Genomic DNA, 16,748 nt, shown 5'->3' with positions numbered 1-16,748 from the left:
CATTTCGGGATCGCGCCGAACAGCACCCGCCCCTGGGTCGTTATCACTTCAATAGCCGGGCAGCCGGATTGTCTTCCGCTGCCCCGGCCTGGAAATACCCAATCACACTCGCGACGGATCGATGCTCCGTCATCGCCATGACCGCCGGGAGTGGGACGCCTTGCTTACCGGCCTCGGTCACGAACCCTGATCGCAAACTGTGCGCCCCAAAGTCGCCTTCCAATCCCGCCAGCCGGGCCCGGCGCTTCACGATCGTGGCCACCGAGCCGGGGAGCAGGGCAGGGCCCACCCGGTCCTTCCAGATGCGCCTAAAGATTGCCCCCTCATGGACCCCCGCCGCCTCGAGCCATGTCGCCAAGGCCTCGGCGCTGCGCCCCAGGATCGGCTTGTCCGGCGTCGAATCCGCCTTCACCCCGGCCTGCTGGGTCTTCGAGTACTCCAGTCGGTAGATATAGCCGTCCTCGCCGACCCTGCGCAGGTCGCGCATGTCGGCAGCGGCGATCTCGCTGCGGCGGCGCCCGCCACTGGCGAACCCAAAGCAGAGCAGGGCACGGTCGCGCAGGCCCTCCAGGCTGCCATCGCAGGTGGCCAGCATGGCCTCGAGCTCGGCCCTAGTGATCGCGGTCTTCTTGGCGGGCCGCTCGCCACGCTTGACCGCCGCGCGCCGGGCCCGACTCAGGAGCGCGCGAACACTGGGCAGCTCGCACGGGTTGGCCAGGCGCTTGAGCTTGTGCGCCGTGGATAGCACGGCCACGCGCTGGACCACGGTCGACAGCTTCAGCGGCCCGATTCTGGCCTTGAGCCCCGCGGCGACCAGGGCCTGGTCCAGTGCCGGCGGCAGCTCGCTGACCAGCTCGGCCTTGCTTCTACGCTGGATATGGTCGACCAGGAACTGGATCACCACGGCCTCGCTGACCGGCAGCGCCAGCTCGATCGCGTAGCGGCCCTGGTGCCAGCCAGCCCAGTAGCGCAGGGCGGCAGCGTAGCTGCGGGTGGTGTTGGCCGCCGCAGCTTCGGCCAGCAGCTCGCGCACCGCCTCGGCGGCCTGGTGGGCAAGTTGCTCGGGCAAGACCAGGTGGGTAGCCGTCGCTGGCAAGGTCGATGGAGTGGAATTTCGTTTCATAGTATGTAATGTACGCTATGCCATAAGGCGCCTACTCGCGATAATCATCACTTATCGCGTGTACGCTACCAGCAGAGTAGGGCGCCAGTAGAGGAGACTTCGCATGGCCCGGGGCATCACTGAATCTGACGTCCATAGCGCCGCCGACGAATTGGTCGGCAAGGGCGAACGCCCAACCGTCGAGCGGATCCGGGCTCACCTGGGGACAGGCTCGCCGAACACCGTGACCCGCTGGCTGGAGACGTGGTGGAAGCGACTTGGCACGCGCCTGCAGCCAGCGCGTCCGGACCTGGAAGATGCACCAGCGGTGTTAGCAGAACTCGCCGGACAATGGTGGGAGCTAGCGTTGAGTCATGCCCGGGAGGCCGCCCATCGAGAGCTTGCAGCGGCTGAGCAGTCACTGGCCGCCCGGCGTGATGCACTGGAGGCAAATTCCCGGCTTGTAGCTGACGAGCTGACGCAAATGCGCTCAGAGCGCGACGATGCTCTCACAGGAGAGAGGATTGCCGCTACGCAAGCTGCAGAGCTACAGCGATTGGTTGACCAGCTCCGTCTGCAGATGTCAGAGCTTGTAGAGCAGCGGGATGTCGAGCTTCGAAGAGCCGATCGAAATGAAGCATCGAGACAGCAACTCGACGCCAGGCTTCATGAGGCGCTAGAAACGGCGAAATCTGAGCGAGAGGACTGGGCCGAGTACACCAGATCTGTCGAGAATCGGGCGCTCAGCGATGTTGATCGCGCCCGACAGGAGGTGAAAGAACTCCAGGTGCAGCTAAGCAAGGCATCCGAGCAACACAGAGCTCTTGAGAAGCAGCTGCGCCAGGATATCCAGACCGCCCAAGCAGCGGCCGCCACGGCCAGTCAGTCTGCCGATATCCTGCGCGGCAGATGTGACGCGCTCGAGGGACAACTTTCAGGGCTTCGAGATTTGCCAGCTCAGCTGGAAGTTGCATTCAAGCGATCCAAAGAAGTTCGCATCGCTGCTGATGTTAGGCCGAAACGCAAGCGGCCGAAGCAATGAGCGCGCTGAAGTAGCACTTTTACTTGGAAGGCTCGCCTCCAGAGGGCGAGCCGAATCACCTCGGTTACTGCAGTCGAGCCTAGTGGACGCCAACTAATGGCGCTACTTACTTGATGGAGGCGCCAACTTCTGAGAAGTAGCACTAATACGTTGAGCGGCGTAACAACTTTAGTTGGGTCGGCTAAAAGGACAAGAACCAAGAAAACTGATGTCTGCCGCACCGAAAACGCCCGGCCTCTAACGCATTGATTTTAGAAGATATGGATGGGGTGAGCTTAGCCTCTTCCTGGCAGCTTCCGTCCACCAAAGATGCCCGATATTTCCGGAAGTCCACCAAAGATGCCCGATATTCCCGGAAGTTCACCAAAGACGCCCGGCATTTCCAGAAGTACATAAATAACGCCCAACAGTTCCGGAAGCCCATAAAACACGCCCACGACTGCCGGGGGTTCATTAGAATTGCCAATTAGCCCACGCGGCGGCAAAGCCTCCCCTTGTGTTGCGTACTCGCATGAAGGCTACTGCCGTTCGCAGTCCGGCACGAGACAGTGCCGTTGCCCCAATGATGGCAAAAATTGCTAAGAACTGCCTGCCTTAGGATTTCTGCTGGATTCTAGCTGTTTTTCGAGGTGTCACCCAGGCGACCCGGACTTCTCTCAAGGAACGGGCGGAACCCTGAAGCTCGATGACCGGATACCCACCTGAAGGCAGTACATCCTTCGGATTCAGCTTGAACACCCTTGCAAGCGTCAACGCCAAGCCTTCCTCATAAGCGGTTGCCAGAACCCACACAAGCGCGTCGACCAAGGCGGATCTTCCCTTAATGCTGTCCAATACCGAAGCGACGATTACGGAAGGGGACCTATCCGGCTTGTCGTTCGCGATACCAAAGGCCGCAGCGGCCAGCTCCAGCGCTGTGCCGCACGCTAACGTTACCATCGGGTCGACAACCGAGAGATTGAGCCAAGTCGCGCCGCTGGCAGAAACACCATAGGGAGCTAGGAACGACTCGTGCCGCTCTACCTCAGTGGGTCCTTGGGTGTCGTAGTGCGTTGAGCGGAAGCTCAGGACAGATAGGCCTTCAAGTCCGACCCTGGCGCATGCCGCTGCAGTGGCCCGCGTCAAAGCATCGTAGGCCATCAATGGGAGCGGAGCGCACATGAGGCCCGAGTTGCCGCCAATCATTGCCCAGCCCCAGAACGCCCCTGGCTCCGGATCGTCAGCGGATGGCTGGAAAGCCTCATACCTTACGTGAGCATTGCCATCGTCCTGGTGGACGGGCGGCATAGGAGTCGTTCTATCAATCAGGCGCGCCAGAGCTGAAGGCCAGCTTTGCGCATCACTGGGGAAGTGAATCACTCGGCCTGCCCGCTGGCGTGATGCCCAATGAAGGTAGTCATCCACCCACTGCGACACTTCACGAGCGGGAAATTGCCTGACGTCCAGTAGCGCTGTGTGGGCGTCGATTGGCTGAAATCCACAAGTACAAGTCCCGAGACCACCGGAGTGGTCAAAACTGGTGCCCAGCGTCCTTCCGCATGCCTCGCAGTGGCTGATGAGCTTCTCGCCATGCCAAGGGCACGCAGAGATGGAAGGAAGGAGAAATAGTGAACAATGGTAGCCGTGAAGTGCGCATGCGGGGCACCGCATATATGGAAGCTCACTACCCGCGAGAAGTCGAAGTGATTGAACTGGAAGCCACGCGGCCGGATTCCATAGATTCTTCGTTGTGACGTCACGGACTTCGATGGCTGACGCAAAAGTATCCTGCACCCGGCCCGGCAGAAGCAAAGGGCGGAGCATGGAGCGCCCAGTCTTACGCCTCACCCCCATGATCATGAGTTGCTCACTTGTTGGCATGCCCAGTGCAACGATCCGCTGCAGCACGCCGTAGCCCGATATGTATGGATAGAACTCATGCTCTGCGCCGACAATCCGAGGCGTAGAAGGATTTACGGCGCGAGAGCTATTCATTGCTTCCCCCTACCTGGTTTGCCGTATTCTGTATCTTCTCAATGATGGCGATTGCCTTGTCGGACATCTTCTCGCGCATGCGAATGAACTCGGTTCGCAGGTACCCGACATGCACAAGCGCAGCACGGACGTCAGATGGAGTGAAGCGTTCGAAACTCTGCTGAAACCAAGCGTTCGTTAGCAGATTCCGCACGGTCGATGTGAAGGAGCACATCGGCCAGCCACTATGTTCGGGAAGTCCCACCTCCCTCCGGAGGGCGGACACAGCATCGCAAATCATCTCCGTTTCAGATTCCAGCCGCCATCCGCGATCAAATGCGTCGGTGGCGAAGTATCTAGAAAATGGCATGTCCTCTGTCGGCCACCATGCTGCGCCGTCGTAGCGCGACAGGGCATGCCTGACTTCATCTCGCGCCGCAAGAGGAAGAAATGGGGCTGAGTCCAGAAACCACCGGCGAACAACATGTGACGGATGGTGCTGCCACATGTCGCCAAGCTCGATGCCCTGCTGGTCACTTTGGTACACAAAGACCAAAAAGAGAGTAAGCCTGTCCTTGCTCATCAAGTTATCAAGATCTTCTAAGCACTGAAACTCAAGATTGGTGAGCCGTTGAGCACTGTCGATGAACAATACGTACCTGCGTACGTCGGCGTGCCCACACGCGGCGCGCATGTGATTGTGTACTCGTGCCCTCAGCTCGTGAGGCCTGGCCGATGACCAGCGCGGCATTCCCAGTTGATGTGAAAGCGCGTGCCAGAAGCTCAGCGGGCTCCTGCATGCATCTGAGGTTGCGACGATTGCCCTGGCCACACCTGCGCGGCGTCCGTCCTCCACGAGCCAGCGCCAGTCGGTTTCGACTAGATAGTCTTGCGCCGTGGATTTGCCAACCCCGCTCTCTGAATAAAGAGAGCATCCATGATGACCCTGCTGAATGTTGTACAGAACGAAATCCGCCATGCGTTCGACAGGCTTCGTGTTGATACGGTAGCCAGACTCAATGAAAAGTGGATGGTCGGGGTCAAGGCGACGGACGGCCATGATGGCCTCCGCAAGGTCCGATCTAGTCATCAAGATTCACCTTGCCTCCCCGGGGGACTCTTACCGGGATGTGAGCTGGCTGGGACCGAATGTCGGGCAGACGGCCGAAGTGCAACTGCTGCAAGCGCGCAAGTTGGTCGACTGCGGGTTGGGACGTGTCTGCAGTAGATCGAAGATGCGCTATGAAGGCTTCAATTGCACACTCCACGCCAGCGATTGAGAAATCACTGCGCTGTTTGGACCAACGACAGATGATCCTTCGCGTCCTCTCGTCATGCGGCGCGCGCGACCAAGGCGCTCGCGCGGTAGCCACTCCGAATGGCACGGTGGCACTTTGAAGTAGCACGATTGAACGAAGATCGCGCCTATTCACGCGCGCAAGAATCCTGGTGCCAATCAGTCCCCATTTATCGTTAAGGGAAGGGGATCGGTAGTCCGCATACAAGTAGGTGACATGGGGCAACTCCCCATTATCCTTGTTGCCTTTTACGGGCAGGCTTACGATTGTCGAAGCCATATCTGCAGCATCCAGGCCACAGGTTTCCGGCGCAAACGCAAACGCTGACTCTTTGCGATTCGTGAGATACGCTAGCGGCGTCATCTGTCCGAGTGCGGAGTGAGGCGTCGCGTTGTAGTTGGCTATGATGACGTCCAGGAGCTCCTCGAGAAGGTGCATCTGGATGGGATGGGCATCCGGAGAGAAGTTGCTGATCCTGATCTTGTTTTCCCCCAGCCGTTTGGCGGGCTCAAAACCGCCGGGGATCTTACGCAGCGCACCACGTTCCAAGCGCGAGAAGAATTGCTCTACAATGGGTCGTGAGCGCGGTGTGTGCGACTTTCCGAAGATCATCACACCTCCCCGAGCCCTGCAGAATGCTGCTTCGAGTGCATGGGCCGAGTGCGCAAGGAAGTTGTCCAGTGCGACAGCGGCCGAGCGCGTGACTATCGGCGTTGCTGCCTGATAGACGGGCATTCCAGCGCCAGGTGCGTAGAAGAGGTCCGGGATCGTCAGGTCCCTGGGAGCCCAGGGTTCCATTGACTTGGACAAGCAGAGCGCTACATCAAGATTGTCATAGCTCTGGCCGACACAGAGAAGCCATCCCGTTACCGCCCTGGATTCAGTCTCTATTTCGATGAGAAGCCATAGCCGTGACACTTTGCGCGTAACACGCGCGCCATTGGGCATATCGATGGAGATCTTGCATTCAACATCGATTTGGTGCGCGTCAAACTCCGTTCTGGCGAACAGGCCCATCCGTACTGCTTGCTCCAAAGCGACAGGAGCGTTCGATGCCGATTGAGGTTCATAAAGGTCCACGTCGGCTACTGCCGACTGCCGCCGCTTGAGCAAAGCAAGCAGCGAGCGCTTCCCCTTGCCAGGATCGTTCAGGGGGAATTTGTCCTCCAGGTTGTGCTGCTTCAGCTCCGCAAGGACTCGTTGGTGCAATTTTACGAACGCGCTTGGAGGGCGGCCCGGCGGCAGATGGGTTGCAAAGCCATCGATCAAGGCTTTAACACTCGGCACAGCTTCGGAGACTTTGTGCCACGCAAATCTTCCTGGAACCAGCGGCAATTCCGCGGGTTCGAAGGAAAGCTCAGTCGAGTAACTGCCCCATGGAATGCATACGCGAAATCCGTGCGGCATGCCATCGTGGGCTATCGTGGGCGCTTTCATTGCCATGCGCTTCAGGCGTTTGTGGCAGATTCCATATCTCCGGGATATAGCGGTGATGGTGGAACGGCCCAGAAGCAAGGCGGTGAGTGCTTCCTTGGCCACGCGGAACTTGGAGAGATGATCTGGTGCAATATCAACCGGATGTGGGGAGTACCACTCGTCGAGTGTCGCCTGATCATAGATTTCGTACCTAGCCATGACGCACCTCCACGAGGGCATCCGGATCCCCTGGGCGATAGTCCACGAGTTGTACGCGGCCGGTGTAGACGAGGCTTGCCACTGCGCAAGCCACTGCGAACCGGGCCTGGCCCGTCTGCAGTTGTAATGCGCTCATGGTGAGGCGCTCAACGTTCTGGAGCATGTCCTCAATCCTCACTTCCAACTGCCTGGCCCCCGCGATCTTTGCATTGGCCCAGACAAGCGGAAGTAGTTCGTAGGCAACAGCGACCTCGCTGGCGCGAGATGCCAGAGAGTTTTCGTGGACAAGTCGCAATACGAGCCCTTGATTCAAGGCCATGTGGATGAGCTCGTCATCTGCGGGAAGCTTGACTAAGCCAACGCTCAGTGAAGCCACCCGTTTTGTAGGGATTACAAACTGGTAGTGCTGGGTGCCATCCCTCCGCCCGACCCAGAAGCTCAACTCAAGGTCGCGCTTCTCGCCTACCGTGATTCGACGCGGCCTCTCAACATACATCTCCACCTGGGGGTCAAATTCGAGCATCAGCGCCTGGCAAAAGTTGACCAGGTCGGCCACCGTTACGGTCCGCCCATTCTTCGGGGACTGAAATACAAAGATTTCGCGGCGGTCGCGCTTGCCGCGTGCTAGCTCGAGAGGGGAATGGGGCAGATGCCCCTCACGGCGGTCTTCGTCCGTCGGTTTGGCGGTCGCGCTTTTTCCTGCGGTCATCATCCTGCTCCTCAGCCGTCGGCTTGCGAACGTCTGCCCGGTCTCGAGATTGGAACAAGGTGCCCATTCAGGTTCGCCTCCGCCATATGAGATGGGGAGGAAATGGGCGCACCCCTCCGCGCGAACGGGAAGTCGCTTGACTTTGTCAAGGAAAAGGGTGAGCCTCAGGGTACAGGCTGAGTTTCACCACCATCTGCTCCAACAGATGTCACTTGCCCCCGCGCCAACGGGGGCAAGTCATTTCCAGGGTTCGGAGATGTTAGTTTCCGGCTCTTGGTACTCTCCTCGGCGCTCGGCGAGCGCATCTTCGGGGACGTCTTGAGTCTGTTCTTGAAACGCTACAAGCCCGGCCCCTTGAGTTTGGGTTGTGGGGCGTCATTCCTGGTTGGGCTTCAGAGCAGCCGCTTCATCTTGCGGGGTGCCAGATACTGCCGGCGGACTGATTGCGGCCCTCAGCCCAACCATCCAGTCGGCGATGTCCATCGCAAAGGCAAATTTGCCGCGGCGGCCGGGCACTTTGAATATCTTCACGGGCAAGGTTCCGCGTGCCTCTGCTTGGCGGAGCGCGTGGCTGGAGCGATAGCCAAGAGCTCGCGGCAAGTTTTCATAGCCGATGAGAGGCCCGAAATGAAAGGTCAATTCTCTTTCGATCTCACGGCGTTCCGGGGCCAGGATTGATTCGTTGGTCCGCTCCGTCATGGCGTGGTCACACCCCGTCGCTTGTGTCCTCCTGATTCTGCCCCTCTAATACGAATGGTGGAAGGAGTAACAAACTCGCGTTTCGTTACCCATCAAAGGTGAATGGGGAGGGGCACGGCCATGGCGCTCAAAGAGATACCCTTTTACGGCGAGGCGCGACTTGCCCGCATGCGTGCAAGCACGAGCATACTTCCCGCCAACCGAGCCGTGCCGTACTGCCTGCGATCACTCAGTGTCGGATTGTGGTTTGAATGCTTGCGAAGCCGAATGGGCCTATCCAGCGCATACGCGCTCGGACAGTCGATATCCCCGGAGCGTCCCGGCTGCCACTCCAATGTGTGGGTGAAATATGCCCATGCGGAACACGTCCCGTCCCAGGCGACGCAGGCAGCAGCCGAGGCGCGCTATCCCGGCTCCCGCATGGTTCTATGTTCACCGGTCTGGGCCGCTCTGAATGTCCACGAGGCACTTGGCGGTTGTGGAGAATCAATACTCATGTCGCTCAGTGCACCTGTGCAACTGGAAGTGTTCAGCGGAGCGAGCTTGCGAGCCGGCATGTTTGTCCGCCGAGACCGTCGGTTACGAGAGATCACCGAGGGCTTGTGCGGGCTGGGCACTCTGGATAGCCTGGCGGCACTAGTGGTGATGTTGAGGGTCGCCCATGAGCAGGGCAGACGGCATGACTGCTTTGCCTTGGGGCGTGCACTGCACGATTGCCTGCTACTGGTGGGGCAGGATAGTCCCATCCAGCTTATTGCCGAAGAGCTGTTCTGGTACTTCAGCCATTTCGTGCTTCCTTTCACAGGGTGCCGGGGTGTTCGGATTGCATCGTCGCGACGCCGCTTGCTCCTGCAGCATGAGGTTCTCTCCCGCCTCGTACTTGAGCTTGAAGACAGCGGGTTCGACTATCTCCCAGGCATGCGTCACCCGCTCTTGCGGGTAGTCCGCAATCAGCAGCATGCTCCGTCTTCGCGCTTCTTCTCGCCCGGCGTCGGACCCTGCAGCGCAACATCGCGGCAGATGGCGCGGTAGCGCTATCAATACAGAGTCTTGTTGAGACGAGGAGGCATCCAGGATGGTGAGCGCAGAGACTAAAGGCTCGACCGATTACGAAATGAGCCGCTTGTGGTGGGCGGCACGGCTGTCGCAGTCGAGTAGAGGCTCAAGATGATTGCCTATCTTGGTTGGGGGTCGCTGGTATGGCAACCCGACGGTCTACCGGTTCGTGGACAGTGGCTGGCAGACGGGCCAACGGTTTGCGTAGAGTTTTTAAGGCAATCCGGCAATGGACGGCTTACGTTGGTCATGCATGCGGCCGCGTCTGCTGTCACCTCCTTCTGGGTTGAGGCTGGTACCGACGACGAGGGCGACGCCAAGCGAGCCTTGCGTGAGCGGGAAGCCATTCCCTCAAAGAACATGGAGCGACACTTGGGGGTCTGGACACATGGCTGTCCAGCACCGGCGAGTATTCCTGGGCTCGCTGACTGGGCCGCTGCTCGCGGGATTACCACTGTGCTATGGACGGCGCTGCCACCGAAGTTCAACGGGGAAAATCAACGCGTCCCATCAGTGGAAGAAGCAGTTGCCTACCTCGCAAGCCTCTCAGGGCAAACTGCGACGCTCGCAGAAGAGTACGTCCGGCGAGCCCCGCCCCAGATTGACACCGTCTATCGTCGTGAGTTTGCTGCACGTCTAGGCTGGCATCCCCTTCCGAAAGGGAGCTAACTGCGACGTGCGTGTGATAGCCGATGGCCAAACTCCGGCAATAGCCAGCACCGTTTCTCACCTTGGGCCGACTTGGGCCGGAAGGCCCGGCCCTGTCAGCGCTGCCCGGGGCTCCGGCTCAACAACTGGATGAGCAGAAGCCACTTGTGTGTCACTTTGCCGGCGGAGGCAGCACAACGATGAGTGCCATCCATGGGGCGATTGCCAGAACAGTGGCAATGTACGCGTACTTCAAACAGCTGAATTTTGACGAGAGAATCTTGGAATTGCGCCAACATTGACCCAGGAGGTCTTCCTCGAACTCCATCAGCGTACGCTCCGCGCACTTCTGCAAGAACTCGTGCTCGGCCATGCTCGACACCCGTTCAAAGAAGATGAGCGAATTTGACCCGCCTCGCAGTTCCGGAAAATATCCGTACCACAGGTGCCAGAAGCTAACAGTAAGCGGTGTAAGGAACAAAACGCCCACAACCGAGATCAGGGCCGTTAGTTCATCAAGTTTCGGCAGCCGCGTCGCGATCATGGCAAGCATGCCCAGGTTGATACCCAGGCCGACCGAGAGTTTTGTGTCTACACGGGAGAAGAAGCCCAAGACCAAATTCAGCTGCTGCCAAGCGGCACTAACGCGGTCGCTTTGATTTGGCGGGTGGCCGCCAGAATTTTGAGGTTCTTGCACGGGGTGAGTTCTCTGTCTTGAGGGATACGGTTTGTGTTCGTTTGATGGCAGATCGAAGACCGCAGATGTCCAGCGTTCCGCAGCAGCGCGCTCCTGCAGCCGCACAATCCTCAAGGAAAGCTGTGTCGGCCAGCGCACATCGGTGCTGTTCCAAGATGAAAGTGACCAGGGCCGCAGCGTGGTCGCCACATGCAGTGATCGCACCGTCAGGATCGCGGCCACATGGGCAGACTGGGGGTCTCCCGACCAAGGTTTCAGTGCGCGTCGACACCCGAGCAAGGAGTAGTTTGCCGTGCCAGAGCTCGAGCCTCCGCTTCTGAGGGCGCGAATCCTTGCGGACCATGAACTGCCCCGCGAGCACATCTGCCTTGAATGCCGGACCCAGTCGTTCGGCTGCCTGCTCAGCATTGGCCTGATGCTGCGCAGCACGACCGTGCGCGCGGCCGTTCTCCGCTCCAGGAAAGACCCGGCGGGCGTTCGCGCCGATCTGGTAGGTCAGGTACTGGTAGACCGTGGCCCACCAATGCCTCGCTGCTGCTTCGTCTTGGATCCGGCTCGGATTGTCTTCTCCCCAGCCGAGGCAGAAGCTACGGTCACCGTTGATATGCCGATCGGGACAGAACCCCGGCAGCATGCCGGGGTCGGCGATCTCGCGCACTGAGACGTGCTCGCCTGCAACGGAGACGAGCAATCTAAATGCGTACTCGGCTCCGCCGGCCCGAACCACTGTGATCCCAACCAGCCCCCCGACAGGGTCTACGATCAACGTGGCACCGCAGTCCGGTGCCACGCGCTGCAGCAGCTCCAAAGGCCTTGGCGTCACGTCGCGGCCACATGAGGACGGATCGGCTGCGCGAGCGCAGGAGCCACTGCGGGTGCCACTTCAGCGTAGTGTGCCTCCAGTGTTGCCTTCGCCACGCGGTCCCCGGATGCGGCGAGTTCCTCCACCGCTGCGGCATAGTCTAGGTTCGCCGCCTTTCGCTTGTCGGTAAAGACGGTCCGTATCGCGGCGCTGGCGGCCTTGTAGGCATTTTCACCAATGGCCGTCTCCACACCGTCGCAGAGTCGTTGTTGGGCTTCAGATTCCAACACCGCTCGCCCCGTGGCACACCGCAGAAGGCTCCCCTTCATGCCCAGGCGGGAAATGGCAAGGGGGCCAAGTTCGAAGCCAATGGCCAATCCCAGCTCTGCCACTTCCGCGCCTTCGGCGCTCAGTTGCTCCAGGGCAGTGGAGAAACTGCTGCGCAATGCACCCGCGCACTGGGCAGCGGTGCTGACCGTGTCCTGCGCATCTGTCGTCCGTGACGTGCCCTCCAGCAGCACCCCATGAAGGCAGTCGCCAATAAAACGGACACGACGCCCTCCAAAATCCTCGTGTACGACCGCATCCAGCTCAGAGCGCAATACGTGCAGTGTTCGAACCAGATGTTCGGGATCCTCCTCTAAGTGCTTGTCCACGAAGTCGGTGAATCCGTCAATGTCGGCATAGATCGAAACGCCATCAAATCGCCTTGAGTTCGCCGCGCTGAGCAGGGAGAAGTCCAGATCAGAAAGCGGAGGCGTCGGTCGACTGAACTTGAATTCGCCGATAGGGAGCTCGGCCTGTTCATCTTTCCAGAGTTCGATGATGCGCGACTTGGAAATGCCGAGTGCAGCGGCCTCGACGCATGCGGAAATCTGAGCATCGGTCAGCGAAGTGGTGCGGTCCTTGTTGCCGGTCAAGGTAGGCAGTTCAAGCACGGCACGTGCGCCGTGCGTCAGGTAGATGCCTTCAGCCCCTCCATGCCCGGCACACTTGGCCGCCTGATTGGCTGGGGAGCCTAAGAAAAGAGGTTCTCGGCTGGCGCGACGACCATTGTTGACGGCCAACGCCATCCCGCTGTCAATGCCGACACGAACCTGGGCATTGGGGATGTGCGCGTCCGAGTCGCCCGTTTCAGCCAGCACATCGATGGCGAGCTGGGCGATCGCAACCGCGCGCTCGATCCGGGCGCGTTCGTTGGCATCGCCGTACGGCTTGGTCACAACCGCATGCAGCCGCTGGTTGTGAAAGTCCACACGGATGGCATCACTTTCAACGAGGATGCGATGGACGGCGCGGTAGTGCTGATTCAGGAATCGAAGGGCCCGCTTGTGGCAGGTTTCGCCTTCGATGTCAGTGCAGCTAAGCATGTCCGCCAGATTGACGATGTCGATGTAGACATGCGCCCCTTGGACGCGATAGGCGCGATTGACTGGAATATCCACCAGCGAGGTTTCCCGCTTGTAATCGCGGATGTCCACGTCGCGGACTTCGGCGTAACGGGTGGCAATGCGCTTCTTGGTGCGATCTTTTTTCCAGCTGTGTCCCATCGTGCTACTCCCTGCGCCCAAGAGGAGGCCAGGCCGGGCGGGTCGCGTCGCCTACGGCGTGGCTGGCAGCCGGATTCATTCCAGCTCCTTTGGGCGTATATTGGGACCCAGTTCACACTTTCAAGGGGGCAGTATGGGGACTGGGATCGTCGAGCGCCTCGCGGCGGATGATGGCAGGCGACTGATCGCCGCCTTGGCTGAGTTCCGCCTGCTGGCCGGCTTGGACGCGGCCGCAGCCCAGCTGGCACAGGCCGGGGAATTGCTCGACGTGGGGACAGGGCAGGCCTTTATCACTCAGGACGCCCCAGAGACCGACGTTTTCTTCATTGTCTCCGGCTCCGTGGACGTGCTGGTCAACGGCAAAGTGGTTAATACCCGAAGGGCTGGGGACCACGTCGGCGAAATGGCAGCCATCGAACCGGCGCAACTGCGGGCGGCAACTGTTACTGCACGCGAGCCGACCGTAGTGCTAAAGGTGCCGGAAATCGATTTCAGCAGGATTGCGGATTCACACCCCGTCATCTGGCGGCGGCTGGCCGCGACCCTTTCGCGCCGTCTAAAAGAGCGCAATCACATGATTACCCAACCTCGCGGACAGGTCCGGGTCTTTGTGATGTCGTCGGTGGAGGCGCTCCCTGTCACGCGGTTGCTGGTACAGCACTTCGAGCACGACCCGTTCCTGACGGTGGTATGGGACCACGGGGTGTTCCGCGCCGCCAACTACACACTTGACGAGCTCGAGCGCCAGCTGGAACAGGCAGACTTTGCCATTGCCGTGGCCCACGCGGATGACATGGTCATCAGCCGCGGTGACGAGTGGCCTGTCATGCGCGACAACGTCGTCTTTGAACTGGGTATGTTCATTGGATTCCTGGGGCGTCGGCGCGCCTTCTTGATGGAGCCGCGCGAAGACAAGCTGAAGCTTCCCAGTGATCTCACGGGGCTCACGACCGTCCCCTACCGATACACCCCTGGCCCGGACGCCCGGGCTTTGATTGCACCGGCATGCGAACAAATTCGCTCCCGCATTCTCGAAGCTGGGCCGAGGGACTGACGGTGGCACTGCTGGAAGAGATGACGGCCGCCGTGCAGGCGATAGCACAAACCCGATGGTCTACACGGAGAGGTCAAGTTGTACCCGATCCAGAAGATCTGCGATTGGGCAATGACGCAGTGGAGTTTGATCGTGCCACTGTTTTGTACGCGGACCTGAACGGCTCAACGAATATGGTCGACACCGAAGCCTGGCAGTTGAGTGCAGAGATCTACAAAGCGTTCCTGCACTGTGCAGCGACGATCATCAGGAAAGAGGGCGGCAAGATCACCTCCTACGACGGAGATCGTGTCATGGGCATCTGGGTGGGTGACCGGCAAGCCACGCCGGCGGCTAAGGCCGGGTTGAAAATCAACTATGCGGTCAAGATGATCGTCATGCCAGCGTTGAAACAGCAGTACCCCGACTGGACAGGTACCGTGAGGCATGTCGTCGGAATCGACAGCAGCCCAATCCGAGCTGCTCGCACGGGTATTCGAGGCGGCAACGACATCGTCTGGGTTGGACGCGCGGCCAATCATGCGGCCAAGCTCACGGACCTGGACCTTGCCCCGTCAACCTGGATTACCGATGAGGTGTTCATCCGGTTGGCTGATGAGTTGAAGTACGGTGGAACGCCGCCGACTCTGATGTGGGAGGCGTTCCGCTGGAACCGGCAGGGTGGTCGCCGCATTCACGGATCAGACTGGGCTTGGCGCGTCTAAAGCGCCCTCTGCGGACCCGGCATTCGCAGGGCCAGCATGGCAGGGAAAGGGCGCACTGTTAGAGGCCGATTTCATGGCGCGGGAGTCAGGCAGCCGAGTCCTGCCCTCCGATGAGTGCGCGCCGGGAGAGGAACCCGCTGCCATTGCGGAGCTCTGGCAGAGGTTCATCTACGCACCGGCCCCTAGCGCCGCATTGATCTCAGCGAAGGCCTTCTCAAAGCGCTCCAGCGTTTCATTGATGGCCGTAGTTTCCGCGGCCAGCACGTGCTGATTCTGGATGAGCCAGTTGGCGGGAGTGAAATGATCCAGGGGCGGAACGGAAGCCCCCATGACATTAAACAGTGCTTCGGCCTGTTTGACCTGGCGCGTCAGGGCACCGTCTTGGCTGAACTGCCGGGCGGAAATTTGCCCTTTTCCCTTCAGACCGTAGGCACCGTTGAGGATGTCGGCGAAGACGGCGGGTGCGAAGAAGTCCTCAATGTCGCTCTCCGCCTTTCCGGTGAAATCCGTGGCTACCAAGACGCCGGAAGTCTTCATGATCTGAGACTCCCTCAGCCGCTGCACCTTGCCTTTATCGCCATTGCCGTAGTCACACAAGGCGACCATGTGGATGCCCTTGCCAGAGAAGAGCGAGGCGAACGATTGCACTTTGTCTATGCCGCCTGTGGGGCAGATCACCCACCGGCTGTCCAAGCCTTGGCGCTTGCGTTGCTTGAGCGCGTGCGATGCCGCCTGAAGATAGAGCACATCCGAAGGTCCTTCGACCAACAGGGTATGCGCTCCCACAAACAGGCTTTGGGTAACCTCGTAACCGAGATGGGCCTGAAGGGGGAACAGCGTGTCCTGATCGACGCTCAGGACGTCCGCGGAGACCTGTGTGCCCTTAACGGTGGGGCGGCGACGCTGGTCGTAGGTGACAACGTCCTCGACGACGCGAACGTCCGCAAGACGATCGGCCGGCACCATAAAGGGCGAGTGGGTGCTGTAGATGACCTGGTGGTCGGGGAGTAGACGCTCAATGATGTAGCGGAGCAGATCAGCTTGCGCCTTTCCATGTAGCGTCAATCCAGGCTCATCCAGAAGGATGATCGCACCGGGGTTCCTCTTTCGCATCTGCTTGAACTGCGACAGGAAGGAGAAGAACCAGACGAATCCGGCGCTGCGCTCAGACAGGGGCACCGAAACCTTGTGGTTGTCATTCCGAATGCGGATTTTGGCAACAGTCCCGCTATTGAAGGGGGCGGGATCCTCGGAGAGGCCTTGGGCAAGCGCTATCTCTACACTGAGCGCGTCGTTCTGACTCCAAAACTCGAAGATCTCATCGGTAATTTCATTGGAGGCGGCTTGGCAACGTGCGTTGAGCTCTTCCAGGCGTGTGCTGGACTGCAATTCGCTGACCGACGTCCCGGCGTACTCGAGGAAGTCGAGGAAAATCTGGTCACCCGGGGAGATCGTCGCGCCGCTTTGGGTGTCACGAGACAGCTTGTCCAGCGATATCTCCCCGGACATGCGATCAAAGTGAGAGGTATAGAAGAACGCCGGCATCCTTTTCTGCAGGATATCGATGGCCGCCAGCACTGGTTTCCCCTTGCGGAAGCCGCTGATGGACCGCTTGACCGCCTGCAATTGGTCAGACGGCTCGGGGTGCGCATCTATCTCGACCACGAGTCGATCCAGCAATATCTTGGAAAACTTCTCCCGCTCTTCGCCTGCCACACCGTGCTGGTCGAGCAGAAACGCGCGCACCACGTTGGGATCGACGTGAATGCTCCAAGTGCTGTGGCCACTGTAATCTGTCG

At 59.7% G+C, this 16,748-nt stretch carries 14 protein-coding genes; 3 read left to right on the top strand and 11 right to left on the bottom strand.

What is annotated here, in order from left to right; genetic code table 11:
- Positions 1-43: 43 nt before the first annotated feature.
- Positions 44-1,123, bottom strand: coding sequence for a site-specific integrase (locus ACZK29_RS10970; RefSeq protein WP_478447043.1), 1,080 nt, complete (start codon positions 1,121-1,123; stop codon positions 44-46).
- Between the two features lie 103 nt (positions 1,124-1,226).
- On the opposite strand from ACZK29_RS10970, the gene ACZK29_RS10965 reads away from it, so the two are divergent.
- The gene (locus ACZK29_RS10965; protein ID WP_478447042.1) at positions 1,227-2,144 is read left to right on the top strand and encodes a DNA-binding protein; all 918 of its coding nucleotides are present in this window, start codon (positions 1,227-1,229) and stop codon (positions 2,142-2,144) included.
- Positions 2,145-2,738: 594 nt separating this feature from the next.
- Here ACZK29_RS10965 and ACZK29_RS10960 read toward each other — a convergent pair.
- The 9 genes from ACZK29_RS10960 to ACZK29_RS10920 form a co-directional block, all read right to left on the bottom strand.
- Positions 2,739-3,431, bottom strand: coding sequence for a hypothetical protein (locus tag ACZK29_RS10960; RefSeq protein WP_024956854.1), 693 nt, complete (start codon positions 3,429-3,431; stop codon positions 2,739-2,741).
- A gap of 679 nt (positions 3,432-4,110) precedes the next feature.
- Positions 4,111-5,157 carry an ATP-binding protein gene (locus ACZK29_RS10955; RefSeq protein ID WP_164972404.1) on the bottom strand — a complete coding sequence of 349 codons (1,047 nt, stop codon included), beginning with the start codon at positions 5,155-5,157 and terminating at the stop codon, positions 4,111-4,113.
- A 22-nt stretch (positions 5,158-5,179) separates the two neighbouring features.
- Positions 5,180-7,030, bottom strand: a complete 1,851-nt coding sequence (locus ACZK29_RS10950) for a hypothetical protein (protein WP_024956856.1) — start codon at positions 7,028-7,030, stop codon at positions 5,180-5,182.
- Positions 7,023-7,739 (bottom strand): hypothetical protein, encoded by a 717-nt coding sequence (locus tag ACZK29_RS10945; protein WP_049401583.1) that lies wholly within the window; start codon positions 7,737-7,739, stop codon positions 7,023-7,025. Before ACZK29_RS10945 ends, ACZK29_RS10950 begins: the two co-directional genes overlap by 8 nt.
- Positions 7,740-8,114: 375 nt before the next feature.
- Positions 8,115-8,438, bottom strand: a complete 324-nt coding sequence (locus ACZK29_RS10940; protein ID WP_024956858.1) for a hypothetical protein — start codon at positions 8,436-8,438, stop codon at positions 8,115-8,117.
- 720 nt (positions 8,439-9,158) lie between these two features.
- Complete coding sequence (locus tag ACZK29_RS10935; RefSeq protein WP_126412177.1) at positions 9,159-9,398, bottom strand: hypothetical protein; 240 nt, start codon at positions 9,396-9,398, stop codon at positions 9,159-9,161.
- 916 nt (positions 9,399-10,314) lie between these two features.
- Positions 10,315-10,839 (bottom strand): Pycsar system effector family protein, encoded by a 525-nt coding sequence (locus tag ACZK29_RS10930; protein ID WP_474752781.1) that lies wholly within the window; start codon positions 10,837-10,839, stop codon positions 10,315-10,317.
- Complete coding sequence (locus ACZK29_RS10925) at positions 10,784-11,566, bottom strand: E2 domain-containing protein (RefSeq protein WP_369332838.1); 783 nt, start codon at positions 11,564-11,566, stop codon at positions 10,784-10,786. Before ACZK29_RS10925 ends, ACZK29_RS10930 begins: the two co-directional genes overlap by 56 nt.
- A 92-nt stretch (positions 11,567-11,658) precedes the next feature.
- Positions 11,659-13,191, bottom strand: coding sequence for an adenylate/guanylate cyclase domain-containing protein (locus ACZK29_RS10920; protein ID WP_111205582.1), 1,533 nt, complete (start codon positions 13,189-13,191; stop codon positions 11,659-11,661).
- A gap of 133 nt (positions 13,192-13,324) precedes the next feature.
- Between ACZK29_RS10920 and ACZK29_RS10915 the strand changes: the two genes are divergently transcribed.
- Together ACZK29_RS10915 and ACZK29_RS10910 are read left to right on the top strand one after the other, a co-directional pair.
- Positions 13,325-14,245 (top strand): TIR domain-containing protein, encoded by a 921-nt coding sequence (locus ACZK29_RS10915; protein ID WP_095052052.1) that lies wholly within the window; start codon positions 13,325-13,327, stop codon positions 14,243-14,245.
- A gap of 2 nt (positions 14,246-14,247) precedes the next feature.
- Entirely contained in the window at positions 14,248-14,949 is a 702-nt protein-coding gene (locus ACZK29_RS10910; RefSeq protein WP_024956864.1) for an adenylate/guanylate cyclase domain-containing protein, read from the top strand.
- Positions 14,950-15,117: 168 nt separating this feature from the next.
- Here ACZK29_RS10910 and ACZK29_RS10905 read toward each other — a convergent pair whose 3' ends face one another.
- The gene (locus ACZK29_RS10905; protein WP_478447041.1) at positions 15,118-16,695 is read right to left on the bottom strand and encodes an ATP-dependent nuclease; all 1,578 of its coding nucleotides are present in this window, start codon (positions 16,693-16,695) and stop codon (positions 15,118-15,120) included.
- Positions 16,696-16,748 lie beyond the last annotated feature (53 nt).

It is taken from the genome of Stenotrophomonas sp. 89682_Sma (genome assembly GCF_056481405.1).
Note: the sequence above shows the minus strand (reverse complement) of the source record. Positions and strands in the feature narration are given on the sequence as shown.

Coding starts and splice junctions, on each gene's coding strand:
- ACZK29_RS10970 (WP_478447043.1), bottom strand. CDS start 1,123: ATGAAACGAAATTCCACTCCATCGACCTTGCCAGCGACGGCTACCCAC.
- ACZK29_RS10965 (WP_478447042.1), top strand. CDS start 1,227: ATGGCCCGGGGCATCACTGAATCTGACGTCCATAGCGCCGCCGACGAA.
- ACZK29_RS10960 (WP_024956854.1), bottom strand. CDS start 3,431: ATGCCGCCCGTCCACCAGGACGATGGCAATGCTCACGTAAGGTATGAG.
- ACZK29_RS10955 (WP_164972404.1), bottom strand. CDS start 5,157: ATGGCCGTCCGTCGCCTTGACCCCGACCATCCACTTTTCATTGAGTCT.
- ACZK29_RS10950 (WP_024956856.1), bottom strand. CDS start 7,030: ATGGCTAGGTACGAAATCTATGATCAGGCGACACTCGACGAGTGGTAC.
- ACZK29_RS10945 (WP_049401583.1), bottom strand. CDS start 7,739: ATGACCGCAGGAAAAAGCGCGACCGCCAAACCGACGGACGAAGACCGC.
- ACZK29_RS10940 (WP_024956858.1), bottom strand. CDS start 8,438: ATGACGGAGCGGACCAACGAATCAATCCTGGCCCCGGAACGCCGTGAG.
- ACZK29_RS10935 (WP_126412177.1), bottom strand. CDS start 9,398: ATGCTGCTGATTGCGGACTACCCGCAAGAGCGGGTGACGCATGCCTGG.
- ACZK29_RS10920 (WP_111205582.1), bottom strand. CDS start 13,191: ATGGGACACAGCTGGAAAAAAGATCGCACCAAGAAGCGCATTGCCACC.
- ACZK29_RS10915 (WP_095052052.1), top strand. CDS start 13,325: ATGGGGACTGGGATCGTCGAGCGCCTCGCGGCGGATGATGGCAGGCGA.